Raw genomic sequence first — 20,490 nt, 5'->3', positions numbered from 1 at the left:
AACAAATTTAATATAAGTATGAAACATTTAATTTTTTTCATTTTATTTTTAATTACACTTCCGCTTCTTGCTCAAGAAAACGGTGAAGAACCATTGAGTAATTCTGAAACTGAATTAAATGAACTAATTATCAATATTCTTCCGAAAAAGACAAAAGAAATTAGAATAGGTAAAGACGTAGAATCCACTTTCTGGCATTTTTTGCCTAAAGGAGTTGAGTTTATTACTGCTTATCAATTTAAAAAAAGGGATAGAAACAAAAGAATATTCAAAATTTCTTTTCCCGTTTCGCATAACCCAATAGTTAAAAATCCTACGAACAGCATTGTATCTTTTCGTTTAAACATTTACACATCTAACCGTGAATTAATTTACACAAATACTTTTTTAGATGTTGAATCAACTAATGATTTTGTAGATTTTGTTTTTGATAAAGAATTTTTAATACCTCAAGACCAATTATATTTTGGATTGGAATGTATTAACGATGATTCTGAGTTTTTCTATTCAAATGTATTTATTAAGATGAACAGGTTTCATAAAGGCGATGCTTTTTACAAACTAAATTACTTGAATGATGATAATTGGTATGATTCGGACAAAATATTAAATAACGAAAGGTTTAAACATCTTTACGAGGGTAGTAGTAGAAATACTGGCTGTTTGTTATGCCCTAAATACAAAAACGTCATTCCTATCCTATTTGTTTATTTAGAGAATTAGGTACAATTTCCTCACTGGTAAATTAATCACAACTTCAACTCCTCCGGAATCACACACACTGGTATCGGATTCATTTTGTGCTGGTTAATCCGGTTGAGTCTTTTGTAAATGGTAAAAACTTCTAAATCTCTGCCTGTAAAATCCGTTTCAGTTTTTCCGGCTTCATCGGCAAGCATGGCTTTTTCCAACTCATCATAACTGGCTCCAAGCTGGTCTTCGTCTGTTCGGTCATCGCCAAATAATCCGTCGGTAGGCTCAGCGTTTAGTATGCTTTCCGGCACTTTGAGATAAGCCGCCAAAGTTCTTACTTCCGATTTCATCAAATCAGCAATCGGGCTGACATCTACTCCGCCATCGCCATATTTTGTATAAAAACCTACGCCAAAATCTTCTACTTTATTTCCGGTTCCTGCCACCAGCAACTGATGTATTCCGGCAAAATAATACAAGGTAGTCATTCTCAGTCTCGCCCGGGTATTGGCTTGTGTGAGTTGCAATCTTGCCGCATCGGCAATCACAGGCAAGGCATAAATCATGGTTTCATAAGTATGTGTTAAGTCCACCTCAACACAACTGATATTTTCATAGCGGGATTGTAAGAAATCAATCTGTTCTTTCGCTCTACTAACCTGACTTTCTGCCTGATGAATCGGCATTTCCACACACAGGGTTGGCAAACCGGTTTCGGCACACAAAGTAGAAGTCAATGCCGAGTCGATACCGCCCGAAATTCCGACAACAAAACCTTTTAAACCTGCATTTTGAGCATATTCTCTCAGCCAGTTTACAATATAGTCAATAGTTTCGGGTACTTTGAGATTTGATTTCATATTATTTTGAGTATTTTTGAAAGCATAAATTTAAGCTGAATTATAGAGTTATGAAAAAAATATTTCTGATTTGCTCACTGAGTTTTTTGGTTTGTTCTTGTAACCAGTCATCTTCGATAGAAAAAGAAATCTCGAAAATCCCGCAAAACGTTGAATTGATTCGATTTGACCAGGCATTTATGGAATCGGAAAATTTGACTGAACTGCAAAATGAATTTCCTTATCTGTTTCCGGAAAATGTTCCGATGGATTATTGGCAGAACAAACAAACGGATTCTTTGTTTATTGAACTTAACGAAGAAGTAAACAAACATTTTTCTGATACGAAAAAGCTCGAAAGTGAGTTGAAATCACTCTTTCAGCACATTAAACACTATTATCCGGAGCAAAATCCGGAAAAAGTAATTACTTTAATCAACGAAGTGGACGTACCATACCGGGCAATTTATACCGATTCCGTCAGTTTTATCGCACTGGATAATTATTTAGGCAAAGACCATCGTTTTTACCAGGTTTTTGACCAGTATGTACGGATTGATTTTGAACCTGAGAAAATTACTGTTGATTTGGCAGATAATTTTTTGCGGCAACATATCAAACAGGCCAATGACCGTATTTTTTTATCTCAAATTATTGATGCCGGAAAAATACTTTACGGCATGGATTTACTCATTCCAGGCAAAGGCGACCACCTGAAAATCGGTTACACACCCGAACAATTAGATTGGTGCAAAGCCAATGAAAAACAAATCTGGGAATATTTTGTGTCTAAAAAAATCCTTTACGATACCGACCCGAAACTATATACACGGTTCATTCAGCAAGCCCCTTTTTCTAAGTTTTATTTAGATTTGGATCAGGAATCTCCTGGAAAAGTTGGTGTGTATATAGGTTGGCAAATCGTTAGGAATTATATGAAAAAAAATCCTGTAACTTTGCAGGAATTATCCGTAACTGACTATCAGGAAATTTTTGACAAATCTAATTACAAACCTACTAAATAAATGAACAAATCACATCAATCAGAAATCAGAATCAACGTCGAATTAGACGAAAACAAAGTACCGGAAATCCTCAGATGGACGGCGACAGACGGCGGTATAAACAACGAAACCGCCAAAGCAATGCTGCTATCTATATGGGATCATAAATCACAGGAAACCTTACGCATTGATTTGTGGACAAAAGATATGCCGATGGACGAAATGAAACAGTTCTTCCACCAGACATTAACGGCAATGGCAGACACTTTCGAGCGTGCCACAAACGAAACCAATATGGCGAATGATTTAAGAGATTACTGCAATCACTTTGCCGACAAAATGGAATTGTATAAATAAAGCTGTTAGGTGTGCCGATTAATGAGTTGATTGACAAATAATGAAGTTTCTTTTGTTTCAGGTTTAAAATTAGTTACAACTGAAAACTTGGTTTTTCACTCTTGGCTCTTGCCCAACTCCCCCATTCGCTCATTATCTCAAAGTTTGATTAATTTGCTCGATATATTCGAGCAAATTGTCTTTTCCCAAACCGCTTTCGGAAGACGTAACAAAGTAAGGCGGCATTTCTTCCCAAACATCAGCGAGTAGCTTTTTCTGGTAAAGAGCTACATTTTTATTGATGTTGGATTTACTCAACTTGTCCGCTTTGGTAAAAACAATCGCAAACGGAATGCTGTTTTCTCCCAGATAAGCAAAAAAATCAAGGTCTATTTTTTGCGGTTCGTGCCGCACATCGACCAAAACAAAAGCAGAAATAAGCTGCTCTCTTTGCTCAAAATAATCAGTAATAAATTGCTGGAATTTTTGCTTGGATTGCTTTGAAACTTTGGCATAACCATACCCGGGCAAATCCACCAAAAACCAGTTTTGATTAATTTTAAAATGATTGATTAACTGTGTTTTTCCTGGTTTTGATGATGTTTTTGCCAGTTTATTTTGTCCGGTCAGCATATTAATCAATGAACTTTTGCCTACATTTGACCGTCCGATAAAGGCGTATTCCGGCAATAATTCTTTCGGGCATTTTGCCACGTCTGAATTACTTACCACGAATTCTGCTTGCTTAATCTGCATATCTTATAGGTTTCGTTTAGTCAGCCATTCGTCCATAATCCTGTTGAATTCGTCTGGGTGTTCCATCATGGCGGCATGTCCGCATCGGTCTATCCAGTACAAATCCGAATCGGGTAATAATTCATGGAATTCTTCGGCAACGTCCGGCGGGGTTACATTGTCGTTTTTCCCCCAGATAAGACAAACCGGCATTTTCATTTTTGGTAAATCCTTTGCCATATTATGCCGAATCGCACTTTTGGCAATCGTCAGCGTTTTGATAAGTTTCATACGGTCGTTTACCGTCGCAAATACATCATCTACGATTTCGGGTGTCGCGACTTCCGGGTCATAAAACACGTCCTGAGCTTTCTTTTTGATGAATTCATAATCGCCTCGTCGCGGATACGAATCGCCCATGGCTTTTTCATAAAGCCCGGAACTTCCGGTGAGAATCAACGACTTGACGATTTCCGGATAGAGCTTTGCCGTCACAAGAGCAATATGCCCACCCAGGGAGTTTCCTAAAAGAATGACCTTATCGTACCCTTTGTATTGAACAAAATTATAAACGAACTTTGCAAATGCTTTCACATTTGTCTTTAGTAAGCTGTATGCGTATATCGGTAACTCGGGCATAACCACCTTGTAACCTTTCTTCGGAAAATAATCTGCTACACCGTCAAAATTACTCAATCCCCCCATCAATCCGTGCAAAATCACAATCGGAGTACCTTCCCCGATTTCCACATAGCGGTATTTTCCTTCTTCTTTTAGAATTCTTTCCATTCAAGAATTGTAATGTTTGTTAAATGCAAATATACAACATTATAAAAAAAAAGTGATATTTAAGAGCTTGTTTAAAATACAATGCGAAAATTCATTCAAGTAACCTAAACACATTATTTTTGATTATCGCCGGAAAATCTCTTAAAATTAGTTAACTTTGCTTTATTAATTTGCTTACATGAAAACAGTTCTCATCACAGGAGCAGCGGGTTTTTTGGGGTCACATTTATGCGATAGATTTATTGCCGAAGGATTTAAAGTCATCGGTATGGATAATCTGATTACCGGAAACATAAAAAATATTGAACATTTATTTCATCTGGAACATTTTGATTTTTATCATCACGATGTATCCAAATTTGTGTATGTACCTGACGATTTGGACTATATTCTGCATTTTGCTTCGCCAGCGAGTCCTGTTGATTACCTGAAAATCCCGATTCAAACCCTGAAAGTAGGGTCTTTGGGAACACACAATTTATTAGGGTTGGCAAAGGCAAAAAATGCCCGGATATTAATTGCCTCGACCTCTGAAGTGTATGGCGACCCTCTGGTACACCCGCAGTCGGAGGAATATTATGGCAATGTAAGCACAATTGGTCCAAGAGGAGTTTATGACGAAGCGAAACGCTTTCAGGAATCGCTGACCATGGCATATCATCGGGTGCATGGACTGGAAACAAGGATTGTACGGATTTTTAATACTTATGGTCCACGTATGCGGGTTAATGACGGGCGGGTAATCCCGGCTTTTTTCGGACAAGCTTTGCGTGGAGAACCGCTGACGGTTTTTGGCGACGGAAGTCAAACACGGTCTTTTTGTTATATTGATGACCAGATTGAAGGTATATACAGATTGTTATTGTCTGACTATACAATGCCAGTAAACATCGGCAATCCGGAAGAAATATCCATTAAATATTTTGCTAGCGAAGTGCTTAAGCTGACGCAGAAACATGTGCCTGTAATTCACAAAGAATTACCTGAAAATGACCCGTTACAACGTTGTCCGGATATTAGTCTGGCAAAAAAAGTATTAAATTGGCAACCGAAAGTTTCCAGAGAAGAAGGCATGAGAAAAACGTTTGACTATTTTCGCTCTTTGTCAGAAAACGAGCTCAAAGATGGTTTGCACAAAGATTTTTCAAAATACAATCAATAAATGGTTAAAAAATCTGTAGGACGGTATTCAAAATACTTGCGTCCGATTACTATCGGGCTGGATATTTTGTTGCTATTATTTTGGGTAAATTATTTTTTATCCGATCACACCAGCAATATCCTGCTTTTGATCCTTCCTACAGCATTGGCATGGATAATCATTTCTGTTTACAGCCGTTATTACGAGGTTTACCGTTATACCAAACTCATACAAATTGCCCGTAAAATCTTCGTTCAGTTCCTATTATTAGGTTTGTTTATTTTTGCTTATCTGGGCATATTTTCGGACGACATTCCTCAAAAACAAACCCTCTGGTTTCTGTTTTGTTCGATGGTCAGCATCGGATTGGTTAAATATGGTATCTTCCTGAGTTTAAAGGTATTCCGGAAACGTTTCAAAGGAAACAGACGAAATGTAATTATCATCGGTAAAGACCGCCTTTCCAATGAACTGGCGGCATTGTTCAATAACCAAAAAGAGTATGGTTACAACCTTATCGACCAGATAGAATATCCTGATGATTATGAAAATCTTCAACAATACATCAAAGAACTGAAACCTGATGAAATATATCTTTCTCTTAAAGATACCAGTTCCGGGCAAATTCATGAGGCGATTTTATTCTGCGACAACAATTTTATCAACCTCAAATATATTCCTTCCAAAAAAGAAATATTATCCAATCCGGCGAAAGTAGAATATTACGGATATATTCCGGTTATTCCCGAGCACCGGACACCTTTGGAATTATACCCGAATAAGTTCATCAAACGTTCGTTCGATATTTTATTTTCATTGATAATTATCATTTTCGTGATGTCGTGGCTGTTCCCTATCGTTGCCATTATCATCAAACTGGAATCGAAAGGTCCGGTATTCTTTAAGCAAAAAAGAAACGGCTTGTATTTTGAAGAATTTGAATGCTATAAATTCCGTTCGATGGTGGTAAACGAAGATGCAGATGTTCTCCAAGCACAAAAAAACGATACAAGAATTACCCGTTTCGGAAAATTTTTACGTAAGACCAGCATCGACGAAATGCCTCAGTTTTTCAATGTATTGCTGGGCGATATGTCGGTTTGTGGCCCGCGACCTCACATGCTAACGTTTACCAACCAATATGCCGGAGATATTGACCGTTACAAAGTGCGGCACTTCGTCAAGCCCGGCATCACAGGAATGGCACAAACACACGGATACAGAGGCGAAATCGAATGCAAAAGAGATATCATTAACCGCATAAAATACGATTTGTTTTACATTGAAAACTGGTCATTGCTGCTGGATTTGAAAATTATTTTCCTTACCATCAAAAATGCTTTATTGGGTGACAAAAAGGCATATTAATGCTTTCTCAAATTACCTTGTCAATTCCAAAAAAATAATTAATTTTACAAGACAAATTATATACAAATGAGTTCAGAAAAAGAAGCAAAACTAAAAGCTTTACAGCTTACGTTAGATAAATTAGACAAAACCTACGGCAAAGGAACCGTTATGAAATTAGGCGACAGTGCCGTAGAAGAAGTTGATGCCATTCCTTCGGGTTCGTTAGGGCTCGATTTGGCTTTGGGTGTTTTCGGTTATCCGAGAGGTCGGATTATAGAAATATACGGGCCGGAATCTTCGGGTAAAACCACGCTTACACTTCACGCTATCGCTGAGGCACAAAAGGCTGGCGGAATAGCTGCGTTCATTGATGCCGAACATGCTTTTGACCGTTTCTATGCCGAAAAATTGGGTGTAGATATCGACAATCTGATTATCTCTCAACCCGACAACGGAGAACAGGCATTGGAAATTACTGAAAACCTGATTCGTTCCGGAGCAATTGATATGGTGGTAATTGACTCAGTAGCAGCTTTGACACCAAAAAGTGAAATCGAAGGCGAAATGGGCGATTCCAAAATGGGATTACATGCCCGGTTGATGTCGCAGGCATTGAGAAAATTGACCTCAACTATCAGCAAAACAAATTGTACCGTTTTCTTTATTAACCAGTTGAGAGAAAAAATCGGTGTAATGTTCGGAAACCCTGAAACAACTACTGGTGGTAACGCACTTAAATTTTACGCCTCAGTGCGATTGGATATCCGTAAATCAACACAAATCAAAGACGGCGAAAACGTAATTGGTAACAAAACGAAAGTGAAAGTTATCAAAAACAAAGTCGCCCCTCCTTTCCGTACAGCAGAATTTGACATCATGTATGGCGAAGGGATTTCAAAATCGGGCGAAGTACTGGATTTAGCCGTTGATTTTGACATTGTGAAAAAATCAGGTTCATGGTTCAGTTATGGAGATACTAAGCTCGGACAAGGTAGAGATGCCGTCAAAGCATTGTTGAAAGACAATCCTGAATTACAAGAAGAATTAGAGGAAAAAATCAAAGAGGCTATTGCTAATCAGCAGTAATTAAGAGATTCGTCTGAGAACACTTGTACTATATTTGCGATAAACACAGTTCCTTGTAAATTAGCAGTATAAGTTAAAATTAAGCACAAACATAGCAATAATAAAAAAGACTTTCAGAGTTAAACTGAAAGTCTTTTTTATTGTGCAACACAACTAATTCTACAAATATCCTAACAATAACATAAATCAATCTTTATTTTCTGCTAAGAGAATCTTAACACACACCTACTAAGTTTGCTGAACTAATTAATTTTTATATTTTATGAATAAAATTTTATCTGTTCTCGTTTGTATTTTAGGATTACAAGTGTGGTCTCAAAACATTAATCCTTATCTGCAGGCTGCAACACCGCACTCTATTTATGTAAACTGGAAAACTTCGGACAATCCAGAAACTATTGTTGAATATGGCTCATCTCCTACAAATTTGACCCAAACAGTTAATGGCTCAAACGTTATCTTATCCGATGTGGGATATGATAATAACTATTATTACCATAGTGCCAAGCTTACTGGTTTACAGCCCAATACCAAATATTACTACAAGGCAAAAACAGGAAACGAAACATCTGAAGTACTGTCTTTCAAAACAATGCCATTACCAGGGCAGGCAGCAACTTCTGACGGGCACCTTCGGTTTTTGGTATTAGGTGATAACCAAATGCGAAATTTACCCCGCTTTGATACGATAGTTAACCAAGCCAAAAGAAACATTGAATACAAATGGGGAGATAATTTAGATCCTTCCGATAATATCACATTAACTGTAATGGTAGGTGATCAGGTCGATGTCGGTACTTTAGACCACTATGAACATGTACACATGAAAAAGAATCAGGCATTATCGGGTTTACTACCTATACAGACATTGGTTGGTAACCATGAAACCTACGGAACATTGGGTATGCAGGCATATTATGACCATTTTGTTTTGGATGAAATGGTTTACCAGGGAATCTCTTCCGGAGTAGAAAATTATTATGCCAACCAGGTAGGAAACGTATTATTCATTGCATTAGATACAGAGCATACTAGTGCTCAGCAACTCAATTGGGTAATTCAGGTACTCAATGCAGCAAATACAGACGAAACGGTAGATTGGATCGTTTCTTTAGGACATCGCCCTTATCAGGCAGAACAATACATCGGTGACATTTCTTCTTGGGTTCGCAATACGGTAATGCCTCATTTAACATCCTCTCCAAAACATATTTTACACATTGGTGCACACCACCATCTGTACCATCGTGGACAACTAAAAAACACCCCTACCTATCAAATTATTTCGGGGGGTGTCGCTTGGGATCAATATTGGGGTATGGCTGTGGAAGAAGATTATGAAGATGTTCAAAAAACCATTCCCAACTGGGCATATCAAATTATTGATGTAGATGTAAATAACGGTGTTTTTGATGTAGAAACGTATTCAATGGGCAGTATCTACGAATGGAAAGATAATGCTTTGATTGATCAATTTTATAAGAAAAATGGAATAGCTCCTCCTGATACCCCTTCAATTGTTAATGATTTAAACGGGCAAGATACAGAGCTTCCGTTGACGTTAGAAACGACACCTTACAGTACTTCTTCGGATGAACTACTAAACTCCACAGAATTTTTGATTGGGATAACAAGTGATTTTTCCATTATAGAGCGTTCTGTTTACAGAGATTATGAAAATTTATTCGGCCCTTTAGAAACCGATATGGGTCTTCGCATAGATGAGTCAGCCGATTTAAATGCTGGTGTAGATATCACAACATTGACATTAGGCGAAAACGAAATTCCGAACGGGATGTATTACGTAAAATACCGGCAACGTGACAGAAACCTAAGCTGGAGCGAATGGAGCGAGGTAAAATCGTTTAATATTACCAACAGTAATTTTATTGATGCCGAGATTTATTTAGAAGAAACAGAATTTGCTCAAAACACCCCTATCAGCGTACATTTCACAGGGGGACCCGGAAATCAATCCGACTGGATTGGTTTATACAAACACACTCAAACTCCAGGTTCGGCTTCTCCATCTCAAGATTGGGCGTATGTGAACGGCGAGACAAACGGAACCATAACTTTTGATGGACTTCCGGATAAAGGACTTTATTATGCCACGTTTTTTGAGAATGACGGCTACACCGAACTTACCGAAAGACAATACTTCTATGTAGGTCCGGAAGTTTCTTTAACCACGGATCAAGAAATCTACCCTTCCGGAAGTACAGTAACTGTTACTTTTTCAAACGGACCCCAGCTCGCAAACGACTGGATTGGTATTTATAAGGTAAGCCATACCCCAGGCGAAGAAACAGCCACATTATGGCAATATGTTTCAACAGCAGACGGAATCATTGATTTTAATGAACTGACAGACGGTTATTATTTTGTTGCCTATTTCCTCGAAGGAGGGTATCACATTATCGGAGAAAAAGTTTATTTTCAGGTAGGTGAACTGATTACAAATCTGGTAACAGACCAAACGATATACAACCTGAACGAAAACATCATTGCTACATGGAGTGATGCTCCTGGAATTCCAAAAGACTGGCTTGGAATCTATCACGAAGGTGATGACCCAAATGTAGATGAGTTAGTTAGCTATACTTATTTTGAAGGACAAACAGACGGTTCTGTCGAAATTTCGAATGAAAATATGCCAAACGAAACAGGAAATTATTTTATTGTAATGTTTACCAACGACTCTTACAATGAAGTCTCCAACCGTGTGGAATTTGAAGTAATTGACCCATCAACTGGAAACGAAGACTTCAGTTCCTTTGCAGGAGTAACAGTATATCCGAATCCGGTAAACAGTGGTGAACAAACATTTATTAAATCAAAATACCCAATTTCCCAAATTGATATGTTTGATATAACCGGAAACTTATTTTATAGTAGTAAAAATATAAACGACTATAATTTTAGCCTGATTAATCAGAATTTACCGGCAGGAACATATATTTTACGCATTCATTCTAATAAGTTGTATAACGTGAAAATTGTAGTTAAATAAACTTTTGTAACACTCAAAAAGTAACCTGAAATGATATTCAGGTTACTTTTTATTTTTTTGCATATTATATATTTATTTCAAAAAACAACCGGGCATTTCTGTCCGGTTTTTTGCTTACAGCCTATCGCGTAGCTTACGGCTTTTTACGATTGTCGTTGGAATCAATATCAATCAGTTTGTTATAAGGGTCAACGCCGACCTCAACAGGTTTTTCGTTGACGGTTATAGAAACTTTGTTATTAATCTGGTCGATATAATACTTTTTGAGGTAAATCTCATTGTCTTGTTCATATTTACCTTTTTTGGTTTTCTCGCCAAATATTCCGATTTCAACATAATCTTTCAACGGCAAAGATTCTGTTTTGTCTTTACCTTCGCCAAAACTCATGTAGTGACCGTTTTCATCTTTGTAAACGCTTTCGCCCTCTGGTGTAGAGCGGTATTTGGCAACGTTGAATTCAATATCAACCTGATATTTTCCGCCTGCCAGTTCAGTTACCTTCGTTTCGATTACTTTATTATCGTACAACGTAATGGTTTCAAACATATCGGTAATAAAATATTGCAGACTGTCTGGTGTTCCTTTTCTGAGGTACTCAACAAACTCAAGCGATGTAGTATAAGGTGCGTCCTGAAAAGCCACTCCCTCGATATAACCTTGTATGATTTCATTAAACTGAGCTTCGCCCAAAAGGTCACTGAACGCATACAACACCAACGAGCCTTTGTTGTAATGGATATATTGCTGGTTTTCGTTGTACATCAACGGATTTTCCGTTTTCCATTCATAAGTTCTTCCGCTGAGGTAGTTGTCCAAAGCATCTTTCAGAAACTTGTGCATTTGTGATTTTCCGTAGCGGTTTTCCAACACTTTCAATGAGCTGTATTCCGACATCGATTCCGACATCAGCGTAGCTCCTTTCACATTGGCACCAATAACCTGATGTGCCCACCATTGGTGTGCCATCTCGTGTGAAGTTACTGAGAACGGATAATCTACCGCATTCGGATTTTCGTCATCGACTTTGGCAATAAACCCAATTCCTTCCGAAAAAGGCATGGTGTTGGCAAATGCTTGAGCAAATGTACCATTGATTCTCGGAAACTCGATAATGCGTGCCTGTTCAAACTGATAAGGACTATAACTTTCTGAATAATAATCCAGAGATTGCTTCAAGGCTTCCATCATACGTTCGAGATTGTACTCATGTCCTTTGTGGTAATAGATTTCGAGATTCACACCGTTGTGTTTCTCTTGTTTTACCTCAAATCGAGCCGAATTATAAGCATAGAAATTCAGCATTTTCCGATCCATTTTGTAATGGAAATATCTTCTGCCGTTTTCTACCCAATCAGCTTGTAGATAACCTGGTGCAATCGCAATTTGGTCTTCCGAAGTACTGACCACCGTTTCAAAGGTAATCCAATCGGCATCTTTTGAAATATAGGTATTTTTCACAGCTTCCGGGTCGGTTGGGTCTGCCATACGTTCTTTTGGTGGCAAACCGTATTTCTCTCTCACATCATTATGACTGATTTCCGAACCTTCGTTGTACCCGAATGTAGGAAAAAGCGAGAAATTGTTGATAAATGTCCCGTTTTCGATAATCGGCGAACGGTCTCTGAGCCATGTATTTGGCAAATTCGCCACTTCAATCTCTGCTTTGATAGTATCGCCCGGCAAAAGTGGTTCTGTCAGTCGGTACAAACGAACATTGAATATCGTGTCGGACAAAACCTTTTCGTTCGCCCGATCAAATACAATAGATTTCAGGGTTCTGCTATGGTCGAGATAAATCGTATCTATCGCAGTATCTGATTTGTTGACCAAAGTGAATTTCGCCTTGGCATTGTAATTTCTTTCTTTCGGGAAAATATTCATATCCACATACACATCGACGATACGTGGCTGAGCATATTTTTCATATTTTTTGTATGTCTTCTCATAATCTGCCCGCATTTGTTCCCATTCTTTACTTTTGAAATAAGGCGTCAGTTGGGTTTGCTGATAATACAACCCATATCCCAAACCAACGAATGCAATTGCCAGCACAATCATCGGAACGGCAATCGGTGCGGTAAAACGTTTTCTGACTAATTTCAACCGTTCTTTCACTCCGCTCAAAATTCCACGTCGCCAGAACAGTAAAGTAAGTCCGTATAAAACTCCGCAGAACAGCAACCAATAGAGTTTGTAATAGAAGAAACTTCTGACAGAACCATATCCGTTCATATCAGAATACATCACGCCCGGACCTGAATTGAAATGGAAAATATTTAATTCAATACCTAAAGCATCTAATCCGTCAGGAATCATCAATGCCAGCAAAATTATAAAGAATCCGACAATGAAATTCTTAAAGAAATTCTGGATAAATAATGAGAAAATAATCATAATTATCGCTCCCGGAAGTCTGTAAATGAAGAATTCCTGTAAATATTGCCCGATTTCAAAATTATAGTAACCATAGCTCGCCTGCACGACAATACAGCCGATAATTCCGATAACATAAATCAGCAAAACCATTTTTACTAAAGCAATAAACTTAGATAAAAGCAAAGTCCAGTTCGGAATCGGGGAAGAATCTACCAAAAGGTTCATTCTGCTTGTTGCCGATTGCTGAATCAATATTCCAGCAAACAGATAGACCAATAACATGCTGAAAGCTGTAATGTTGCCACCGACAGAAGAAATTATTCGCCAGGTTACCGGATAGGTCGTGGTACCATACATATTCCCCAGGAAAGCACCGGTAATTCCGATAAACATAAGTAATATCAACAGAAAAACCAGGAAAATCCAGTTGCGGATAATGAACCCGAACTCCATGCGTGACATACGCAAGGCTGTTTTAAAACGTTCTGAAAAATCATATTTTAACGTTACCTGCGGAAGATTCAGCCTGAAGATACTGCCAAAATTATTCTTCGTCAGCCTTGCACTTTTTTTGCTTTTTCGTTTCAGGCTAAATGTTTGGTAATTGAATGAAAACAAGAAGTATAACAAGCCCAATAACAGGATTCCCGCTCCAATCCAAATCAACCGGTTGTACAAAATCACACCCGAAAACGGAATAGAAAGATTGTTCTGTTCGTCCACCGTCCAGTATTTTGTAATGTACGACAAGGCTTCTGCTCCGGTAGGTTCAAACAAAGCTACATAGTATCGGTCTTCGATATTTTGTGTCGCTACAGCAATGATAATATTTGCGATAAAAAGCAGTATAACCAGAATCAATCCGGTAGAAACATTCCGGGAAAGCGTAACCAACAGAAATATCAGACTTCCGATAAAAAAGATATTCGGAATAACGAAAATAACATAAGACTGAAAATAAGCCCACAAATTGACCGGCCCTAACAGTTCTGCATTGGCAAACGGCAATAAAGTCGCTATCAGAAAAGCCAGCCCGACACTGAAAGTAATCAGTATCGTAGCCACAAATCCGCTAAAGAATTTTCCAAGAATATAATCCGCCTTTCCAAACGGATAAGAATACAGATAGGAATGGGTGTTGTATTTGAAATCCCGGTAAATTGTCGCACCGATGACCGTCGGAATAATGAAATTGATGAATTGCGAAATCTGACTGATAAACGCATTAATCATCATTGGCGAATTCATTTTCAGATTCGAAGCGGTGGTTGCCGACAAAGCATCAAAATACCCAACAGATGTTGCCATCATCAGGAACGACAGTCCGAAAAATATGATAAAATACAAGTAAAACTTGTAATCCTTAAACCACCGTTTGGTTTCAAAGGCAAATATTGTTTTAAACATTATTGGTCAGATTTAAGGGTTACAAAATATACATCTTCGAGCTGAGGTGTTGCAGGAACAAATGATTCATGTGGATTTTCTTCACTAAACACGCGAATGTTCAGCGTATTATCTGGGTTAAAATTGGAAGAAATGATATTGAATTTTTGTGAAAATTCATCTAAATCACTTCTTTCGATAATCCGCATCCAGATTTTTCCTTCGAGGCTTTTCCGGGCTTCTTCGGGTGTGCCTTGATACAGAATTCTTCCACCATTCATGATAGCGATATTATTACACAACTCTCTCACATCATCAACAATGTGTGTAGAAAAAATAACGGTGTGCTCCGTCCCGATTTCACGCAGGATATTTAAGAAACGATGACGTTCAGCAGGGTCTAATCCGGCTGTAGGCTCATCTACGATAATCAATCTTGGTTTGTTAAGCAATAGCTGAGCAATTCCGAAACGCTGTTTCATTCCGCCCGAATACCCGCTTACACTTTTGGATTTTACGCTGGACAAATTAGTGATTTCCAAAACGTAATCAACCATTTTTTTGCGTTCGTTTTTACTGGTAATACCTTTTAACTGAGCGAAATAATCCAACAAAGTTTCTGCAGACATATTCGGATATACGCCAAATTCCTGTGGCAAATAACCCAACACTTTCCGTAAAGCCATTTTGTCTTTCAACACGCTGATATCTTCAAACTGAATGTTACCATTGTCGGGCTTTTGCAAAGTAGCGATTGTTCTCATCAAAGATGATTTTCCCGCACCGTTAGGACCAAGCAGTCCGAACATTCCGTTGCCGATATTCAAATCGATATTGTCTAAGGCTTTTACGCCGTTTTTGTAGGTTTTTGTTAATCCGGAAATTTGTAAGCTCATGATTTTCTGTTTTTATTTTAACCAATAAGTAGTAAATATACAGAAAATGTTACAGTTTTGATAAAAAACCGATTAGCTAAGAGCAAAGAGCTTTTAGTTTTCAGTCTCAGCTATAAAAAACTTTACCCCTGATAAGGCCTGCTTTTGGCGGTTGCCCACAGATAAATTCCGATAATGATAAACGGAATACTCAGCCATTGCCCGGTAGAGAAAATACCCAAAGCACTTTCAAATCCGCCCTGGCTCTCTTTGACAAACTCAACAGCAAAACGAATGCTCCATAACAACACCAGAAATATTCCGAAGATTTTGCCCAGATAATTGCGGGCATCTGTTTTCCAATATAAAAAGTACAATACCCAAAACAAAAGAAAATATCCGGCTGCTTCATACAGCTGCGTCGGGTGTCTGAAAGGAATTGCATCAAGAATGTGGCTGTATTGCGGGTCGGTAGCAATCGCTTTGAATGCCTCGTTTTGGTCGGTAATACCGGTTAATCTGGTTACGCTTTTGCCTGCCCAAAACTCACTCTCACGAATGAATTTTATTCCGAATGGATTATTCGGACTGGTAACATGTCCGTAGATTTCAGAATTGAAAAAGTTTCCGAACCGCACAAACATTCCGCCAATAGTAATAGCGAGAACAATGCGGTCAAAAATCCAGAGAAAAGGTCGGTGCGGAATCACTCTTCTGTTATAATAAATCATGGCGAGGATAATTCCTATCGCTGCTCCATGACTTGCCAACCCGGTAAAACCTACAATTTCAAATTCGGGCGAAAACCGAATCGGCAACAAAATTTCCAGCAAATGATCTTTGTAATAATCCCAGCTGTAAAAGAAAACATCGCCTAATCTTGCCCCAAGCAAAGTTGCAAAAATGGTATAAATAAACAGTTTGTCGAGATTGTCCTGCGATTCGCCTTCACGGTCGAAAATCTTTTTGGTAATATACCAGCCAAGACCAAATGCGACTACAAACATCAGACTGTAATATCTTAGGGTAAAAAAACCTAAATCGATTCCATAAGATGGATTCCAGGTAAAGGACAAAGCGGTTGTCATAAAATATATTTTTAGTTTTTACCACATAATTTAATTTTAAAAACAGCTTTGATATACAGATATAAAAACTATATGTCTATGTGGTTTAATTTTTTGGTAAATGTACAAATTAATTTGAATAATCAAGGTACGGGGTCGTATCCGCTTTTGCCCCAAGGGTGGCATTTCAGTATGCGACGAATGCCGAGATACAATCCTTTGAAAACACCATGTTTTTTCAAGGCCTCAAGCATATAATGCGAACAAGTTGGTGTGAAACGGCACGAAGAAGGTGTAAGTGGAGAAATAACAATTTGATAAAACCGAACCAGTATTACGAATGGAAAAATCAATATTCTCTGGATTCTTTTCATATTTTGTATAAATATTTTGACCACAAATTACACCGAATTAACGGATAAATTTGTGGTCAAAGATAAAAATTTTAACTAATTCAAATGGAATCTAATTTTACTTAGTTTCTTTCATTTTTGCTTTTTTGCCAAATCGCTCACTTCTTTTTTCCATCATTTTTTTCTTTTTGGCATCATATTTTTCGATTTGCTCAGGAGTCAATATACTTTTAATCTCTTTATCAAATTGTTCTCTGTCTTCTTTTCTTTTTGCAAAGACTTCTTTCATTTTGGCTTTGTCCATTTTTTGGTCAACTTCTTTTTTGTCCAACCGTCTATCCAACTTATGTGCTTTCATAGTTTCTTTTTTCTTTGCATAAATCTCTTTGATTTTGACTTGCTGTTCGGCGGTTAAATCCAATTCTTTTGCCATTTTTTCTACCTTCGCTTCCGGGGACATCATTTTTCTGTCCATTTTCTTTTCTTGTGCAACCGCCGTTGTTCCTAACGCGATAGCCAACATTAAAACTAATTTTTTCATTTTTATTCTATTTTTATAGGTTATATTTAGTGCAAAACAACAGTCGTGCCAAAAACAAATGTCGGGTCTTAAAAAAATCTTATATTAACACGATCACTTCACTACAACCGGCTTAATATTAGCAAATTCATACATGGCAAATTGTGACAATTCGCGTCCGTAACCCGAGTTTTTCACTCCGCCAAACGGCACGGCAGGGTCGCTGATAGTCATTTCGTTGATATACACCGAGCCTTCATCAAATCGTTTTGCCATATTTTCGGCTTTCTGTACATCTGCTGTAAACAGCGAAACGCCCAAACCAAACGACGACTGATTGCTCAATTTCACGGCCTCGTCATCGGTATCAAACGGCATCAGCACCGCCACCGGTCCAAAGGTTTCTTCTGTGAAAACTGGCATATCAGCAGTAACATCAGTCAGAACGGTGGGTTCAAAGAAGGCATCTTTCCGGTGACCGCCTATACAAACTTTTGCCCCCATCGCTACACTTTTCTGAATTTGATTGTCAAGCTCAATCGCCAAATCTTCTCTTGCCATGGCTCCTATCTCCGTGGTTTCGTCCCATTTATCGCCAGTTTTGAGCTGTTTTACCCTATCTATATATCGTTTTAGAAATTCATCGTATATGGACCGATGAACCAAAATACGCTTGGCGGCAATGCAACTTTGTCCGGCATTTTGCATACGTGCCTGAACGGCTTTGTCTATAGTTTTATCTAAATCAGCATCGTTCAAAACAATAAGTGCATTGCTGCCGCCAAGTTCCAGCACACATTTCTTGAGATATTTTCCGGCGGTTTCCGCCACCGAACGTCCGGCAGCCTCGCTTCCGGTCAGCGATACTGCTTTCACTACCGAATGAGCGATAACCTCGCTTACCTCTTTTCCGGGCAAGAATAAATTTAGGTAAACCGGGTAATCATCACAAGCGACATTTACTGCTTCCTGCAGCAGCTTTGCACTCAACGGCACGTTGGACGCATGTTTGAGCACAAATGTATTGCCGAGAATCAAATTGGGAATTACAAATCGAAACACTTGCCAAAATGGATAATTCCACGGCATTACACCCAACAAAACGCCCAAGGGCTCAAACGTAATATAACTTTTACTCCAACCAGTTTCAATAGTCCGAGGTTGTAAATAATGTTGTGCATTATCTATATAATAATCACAAAGATAAGCACACTTTTTCACTTCGGCTTTGCTTTGGGCGATAGGTTTGTGCATATCTTCTGTGATAGCTTTGGCATAATGCTCCAAATTATCGAGTAAATTCTGTCTGATTTTCTTTACACCGGTAATTCTTTCTGTCAATGGTAAAGATTTCCACCGGACAAAAGATTGTTGCATTTTTTCTGTTTTTTCAAATGCTTGCTGAAGGCTTATCGTATGCATGTTTTTTGTTTTTAAAATTACGAAATATAGCAGGAATGAAATAATTAATCCAAAAAAAAGTTTATTTTTGGCAGATAAACAACAGAAAAAATGGCTTCAGGTTTTTTTGCAATTTTAGATGATATTGCTATGCTCATGGACGATGTGGCGTTGGCAAGCAAGGTGGCAACAAAGAAAACTGCCGGAATATTGGGCGATGATTTGGCTGTAAATGCCGAAAAAGCAACCGGTTTTTCCGCTTCGAGAGAATTACCCGTGCTTTGGGCGATTACCAAAGGTTCTTTTGTGAATAAACTGATTATCCTGCCTGTTATTTTTCTTCTTAACTATTACCTGCCCGACCTGATTAAATATGTGCTGATTGCCGGAGGATTGTATTTGGCTTATGAAGGTGTGGAAAAAATTATCTGGTATTTTTTTCATCGGAAACACGAGCAAAAACACCATGAAGAAACAACTTCGACTGAACCGTTAACTGTGGTCAGCGAAAAGGAAAAAATAAAATCAGCAATTATTACCGATTTTATCCTATCGGTAGAAATTGTGATTATCGCTCTGAGCACAGTAGCAGATGCCGACTTGTCGGTACAAATCGTAACGGTGTCGGTCGTGGCAATTCTCGCTACAATCGGGGTATATGGTTTGGTCGCTTTGATTGTCAGAATGGACGATTTTGGGCTAAAGCTGGTTGAAAAATCCAACAACACAGGTTTGATCGCCAAAACCGGAAATGTGTTGATAAAACTTCTTCCGGTTGTTATCAAGGCTCTCGGGGTAATCGGAACGGTGGCTTTGTTGCTGGTTTCCGGCGAGATATTTTCTCATCAGGTAGATTATTTTCATCATCTGTTAAATAATCTTCCGGCAATCGCCAGACAGATTATTTTTGCTTTGGTCATGGGTACTATTGCTTTTCTGATTGTTTCCTTAATCAAAAAAACTATCGGACTGGTCAGTAAAAAAGAGGCTTGATGTTAAAAAACAATTATTGTGATTGTTTTCTAACCCAGAACAACTATCTTTGGTTTACTAATTATAGCATTATGAAAAAAGTATTATCAGCAATCGCATTTGTTTTAATTTCCAGTATGACTTTTACTTCCTGTATCACGGAAGAAAAAGACAACACAGGTCCCCAGATAGAAATTGTTACACCCGAAGATGGAGAAGTTTTTGCTCCCGGCGATGTGATGAATCTTCATTTAAAATTCAAAGATGCAGACGGTATTGCTGTGTATCAATACGAAATATACAACGAAATAGTTAGTGCTCCTAACAGTTTTGAAGACGAAAGAGAAGTGCCTATCGGTGGCTTTGTTACTGAATTTCCTATTATTCACAAAATCACTATTCCGGAAGAAGTTGACAATGCTCCAACGACCCCTGGCACATATATTATTGATGTGAAAGCAAGAGATTTTAACGACAACCTGTCTATTCTCAGACAAACAATAGAGATAGTTGCCGAGGAAGAATAAAATCATCGCAAACAATCTATACAAAA

18 protein-coding genes are annotated in these 20,490 nt (G+C 38.2%); 9 read left to right on the top strand and 9 right to left on the bottom strand.

Annotated features, from left to right (window positions below):
* Window positions 1-18 precede the first annotated feature (18 nt).
* Window positions 19-723 carry a hypothetical protein gene (locus tag CDL10_RS07300; protein WP_100677925.1) on the top strand — a complete coding sequence of 235 codons (705 nt, stop codon included), beginning with the start codon at window positions 19-21 and terminating at the stop codon, window positions 721-723.
* A 26-nt stretch (window positions 724-749) separates the two neighbouring features.
* On the opposite strand, the gene nadE is transcribed toward CDL10_RS07300, so the two are convergent.
* On the bottom strand, window positions 750-1,553 hold the full coding sequence (gene nadE, locus CDL10_RS07295; RefSeq protein ID WP_100677924.1) for an NAD(+) synthase: 804 nt from the start codon (window positions 1,551-1,553) through the stop codon (window positions 750-752).
* Window positions 1,554-1,603: 50 nt separating this feature from the next.
* Between nadE and gldB the strand changes: the two genes are divergently transcribed.
* Window positions 1,604-2,557: a gliding motility lipoprotein GldB gene (gldB, locus tag CDL10_RS07290; protein ID WP_100677923.1), complete on the top strand. Its 954-nt coding sequence runs from the start codon at window positions 1,604-1,606 to the stop codon at window positions 2,555-2,557.
* The gene (gene gldC / locus CDL10_RS07285) at window positions 2,558-2,893 is read left to right on the top strand and encodes a gliding motility protein GldC (RefSeq protein WP_100677922.1); all 336 of its coding nucleotides are present in this window, start codon (window positions 2,558-2,560) and stop codon (window positions 2,891-2,893) included.
* A 132-nt stretch (window positions 2,894-3,025) separates the two neighbouring features.
* On the opposite strand, the gene yihA is transcribed toward gldC, so the two are convergent.
* Complete coding sequence (yihA, locus tag CDL10_RS07280; RefSeq protein ID WP_100677921.1) at window positions 3,026-3,628, bottom strand: ribosome biogenesis GTP-binding protein YihA/YsxC; 603 nt, start codon at window positions 3,626-3,628, stop codon at window positions 3,026-3,028.
* Between the two features lie 3 nt (window positions 3,629-3,631).
* The gene (locus CDL10_RS07275) at window positions 3,632-4,396 is read right to left on the bottom strand and encodes an alpha/beta fold hydrolase (protein WP_100677920.1); all 765 of its coding nucleotides are present in this window, start codon (window positions 4,394-4,396) and stop codon (window positions 3,632-3,634) included.
* A gap of 178 nt (window positions 4,397-4,574) precedes the next feature.
* Between CDL10_RS07275 and CDL10_RS07270 the strand changes: the two genes are divergently transcribed.
* The 4 genes from CDL10_RS07270 to CDL10_RS07255 all read left to right on the top strand — a co-directional run bounded on the left by CDL10_RS07270 (window position 4,575) and on the right by CDL10_RS07255 (window position 10,986).
* A complete protein-coding gene (locus CDL10_RS07270) occupies window positions 4,575-5,558 on the top strand; it encodes a UDP-glucuronic acid decarboxylase family protein (protein ID WP_100677919.1) in 984 nt (327 codons plus the stop codon).
* On the top strand, window positions 5,559-6,905 hold the full coding sequence (locus CDL10_RS07265) for an exopolysaccharide biosynthesis polyprenyl glycosylphosphotransferase (protein WP_100677918.1): 1,347 nt from the start codon (window positions 5,559-5,561) through the stop codon (window positions 6,903-6,905).
* A 66-nt stretch (window positions 6,906-6,971) separates the two neighbouring features.
* Complete coding sequence (gene recA, locus CDL10_RS07260) at window positions 6,972-7,973, top strand: recombinase RecA (RefSeq protein WP_100677917.1); 1,002 nt, start codon at window positions 6,972-6,974, stop codon at window positions 7,971-7,973.
* 262 nt (window positions 7,974-8,235) lie between these two features.
* On the top strand, window positions 8,236-10,986 hold the full coding sequence (locus CDL10_RS07255; RefSeq protein ID WP_100677916.1) for a fibronectin type III domain-containing protein: 2,751 nt from the start codon (window positions 8,236-8,238) through the stop codon (window positions 10,984-10,986).
* Between the two features lie 133 nt (window positions 10,987-11,119).
* On the opposite strand, the gene CDL10_RS07250 is transcribed toward CDL10_RS07255, so the two are convergent.
* The 6 genes from CDL10_RS07250 to CDL10_RS07225 form a co-directional block, all read right to left on the bottom strand.
* Window positions 11,120-14,770, bottom strand: coding sequence for an ABC transporter permease/M1 family aminopeptidase (locus CDL10_RS07250; protein WP_100677915.1), 3,651 nt, complete (start codon window positions 14,768-14,770; stop codon window positions 11,120-11,122).
* Window positions 14,770-15,645: an ABC transporter ATP-binding protein gene (locus tag CDL10_RS07245; protein ID WP_100677914.1), complete on the bottom strand. Its 876-nt coding sequence runs from the start codon at window positions 15,643-15,645 to the stop codon at window positions 14,770-14,772. The genes CDL10_RS07250 and CDL10_RS07245 overlap by 1 nt, the downstream gene beginning before the upstream one ends.
* A 122-nt stretch (window positions 15,646-15,767) precedes the next feature.
* On the bottom strand, window positions 15,768-16,712 hold the full coding sequence (gene lgt / locus CDL10_RS07240; protein WP_100677913.1) for a prolipoprotein diacylglyceryl transferase: 945 nt from the start codon (window positions 16,710-16,712) through the stop codon (window positions 15,768-15,770).
* A gap of 122 nt (window positions 16,713-16,834) precedes the next feature.
* Window positions 16,835-17,065, bottom strand: a complete 231-nt coding sequence (gene yidD, locus CDL10_RS07235) for a membrane protein insertion efficiency factor YidD (protein WP_100677912.1) — start codon at window positions 17,063-17,065, stop codon at window positions 16,835-16,837.
* Window positions 17,066-17,162: 97 nt separating this feature from the next.
* Entirely contained in the window at window positions 17,163-17,585 is a 423-nt protein-coding gene (locus CDL10_RS07230) for a Spy/CpxP family protein refolding chaperone (RefSeq protein WP_100677911.1), read from the bottom strand.
* A 93-nt stretch (window positions 17,586-17,678) separates the two neighbouring features.
* Complete coding sequence (locus CDL10_RS07225; protein ID WP_100677910.1) at window positions 17,679-18,986, bottom strand: NAD-dependent succinate-semialdehyde dehydrogenase; 1,308 nt, start codon at window positions 18,984-18,986, stop codon at window positions 17,679-17,681.
* Window positions 18,987-19,076: 90 nt separating this feature from the next.
* On the opposite strand from CDL10_RS07225, the gene CDL10_RS07220 reads away from it, so the two are divergent.
* Together CDL10_RS07220 and CDL10_RS07215 are read left to right on the top strand one after the other, a co-directional pair.
* Window positions 19,077-19,958: a DUF808 domain-containing protein gene (locus CDL10_RS07220; protein WP_100677909.1), complete on the top strand. Its 882-nt coding sequence runs from the start codon at window positions 19,077-19,079 to the stop codon at window positions 19,956-19,958.
* A gap of 71 nt (window positions 19,959-20,029) precedes the next feature.
* Window positions 20,030-20,464, top strand: coding sequence for a DUF4625 domain-containing protein (locus tag CDL10_RS07215; protein ID WP_100677908.1), 435 nt, complete (start codon window positions 20,030-20,032; stop codon window positions 20,462-20,464).
* The last annotated feature ends 26 nt before the right edge of the window (window positions 20,465-20,490 follow it).

This window comes from Avrilella dinanensis, assembly GCF_002807015.1.
In the GTDB taxonomy this organism is placed as follows: domain Bacteria; phylum Bacteroidota; class Bacteroidia; order Flavobacteriales; family Flavobacteriaceae; genus Flavobacterium; species Flavobacterium dinanensis.
This window is presented reverse-complemented; position numbering and strand designations above follow the sequence as displayed.

What these genes read in the sequence shown, in the direction of transcription:
- CDL10_RS07300 (WP_100677925.1), top strand. Translation starts at nt 19, where the DNA reads ATGAAACATTTAATTTTTTTCATTTTATTTTTAATTACACTTCCGCTT.
- nadE (WP_100677924.1), bottom strand. Translation starts at nt 1,553, where the DNA reads ATGAAATCAAATCTCAAAGTACCCGAAACTATTGACTATATTGTAAAC.
- gldB (WP_100677923.1), top strand. Translation starts at nt 1,604, where the DNA reads ATGAAAAAAATATTTCTGATTTGCTCACTGAGTTTTTTGGTTTGTTCT.
- gldC (WP_100677922.1), top strand. Translation starts at nt 2,558, where the DNA reads ATGAACAAATCACATCAATCAGAAATCAGAATCAACGTCGAATTAGAC.
- yihA (WP_100677921.1), bottom strand. Translation starts at nt 3,628, where the DNA reads ATGCAGATTAAGCAAGCAGAATTCGTGGTAAGTAATTCAGACGTGGCA.
- CDL10_RS07275 (WP_100677920.1), bottom strand. Translation starts at nt 4,396, where the DNA reads ATGGAAAGAATTCTAAAAGAAGAAGGAAAATACCGCTATGTGGAAATC.
- CDL10_RS07270 (WP_100677919.1), top strand. Translation starts at nt 4,575, where the DNA reads ATGAAAACAGTTCTCATCACAGGAGCAGCGGGTTTTTTGGGGTCACAT.
- CDL10_RS07265 (WP_100677918.1), top strand. Translation starts at nt 5,559, where the DNA reads ATGGTTAAAAAATCTGTAGGACGGTATTCAAAATACTTGCGTCCGATT.
- recA (WP_100677917.1), top strand. Translation starts at nt 6,972, where the DNA reads ATGAGTTCAGAAAAAGAAGCAAAACTAAAAGCTTTACAGCTTACGTTA.
- CDL10_RS07255 (WP_100677916.1), top strand. Translation starts at nt 8,236, where the DNA reads ATGAATAAAATTTTATCTGTTCTCGTTTGTATTTTAGGATTACAAGTG.
- CDL10_RS07250 (WP_100677915.1), bottom strand. Translation starts at nt 14,770, where the DNA reads ATGTTTAAAACAATATTTGCCTTTGAAACCAAACGGTGGTTTAAGGAT.
- CDL10_RS07245 (WP_100677914.1), bottom strand. Translation starts at nt 15,645, where the DNA reads ATGAGCTTACAAATTTCCGGATTAACAAAAACCTACAAAAACGGCGTA.
- lgt (WP_100677913.1), bottom strand. Translation starts at nt 16,712, where the DNA reads ATGACAACCGCTTTGTCCTTTACCTGGAATCCATCTTATGGAATCGAT.
- yidD (WP_100677912.1), bottom strand. Translation starts at nt 17,065, where the DNA reads ATGAAAAGAATCCAGAGAATATTGATTTTTCCATTCGTAATACTGGTT.
- CDL10_RS07230 (WP_100677911.1), bottom strand. Translation starts at nt 17,585, where the DNA reads ATGAAAAAATTAGTTTTAATGTTGGCTATCGCGTTAGGAACAACGGCG.
- CDL10_RS07225 (WP_100677910.1), bottom strand. Translation starts at nt 18,986, where the DNA reads ATGCATACGATAAGCCTTCAGCAAGCATTTGAAAAAACAGAAAAAATG.
- CDL10_RS07220 (WP_100677909.1), top strand. Translation starts at nt 19,077, where the DNA reads ATGGCTTCAGGTTTTTTTGCAATTTTAGATGATATTGCTATGCTCATG.
- CDL10_RS07215 (WP_100677908.1), top strand. Translation starts at nt 20,030, where the DNA reads ATGAAAAAAGTATTATCAGCAATCGCATTTGTTTTAATTTCCAGTATG.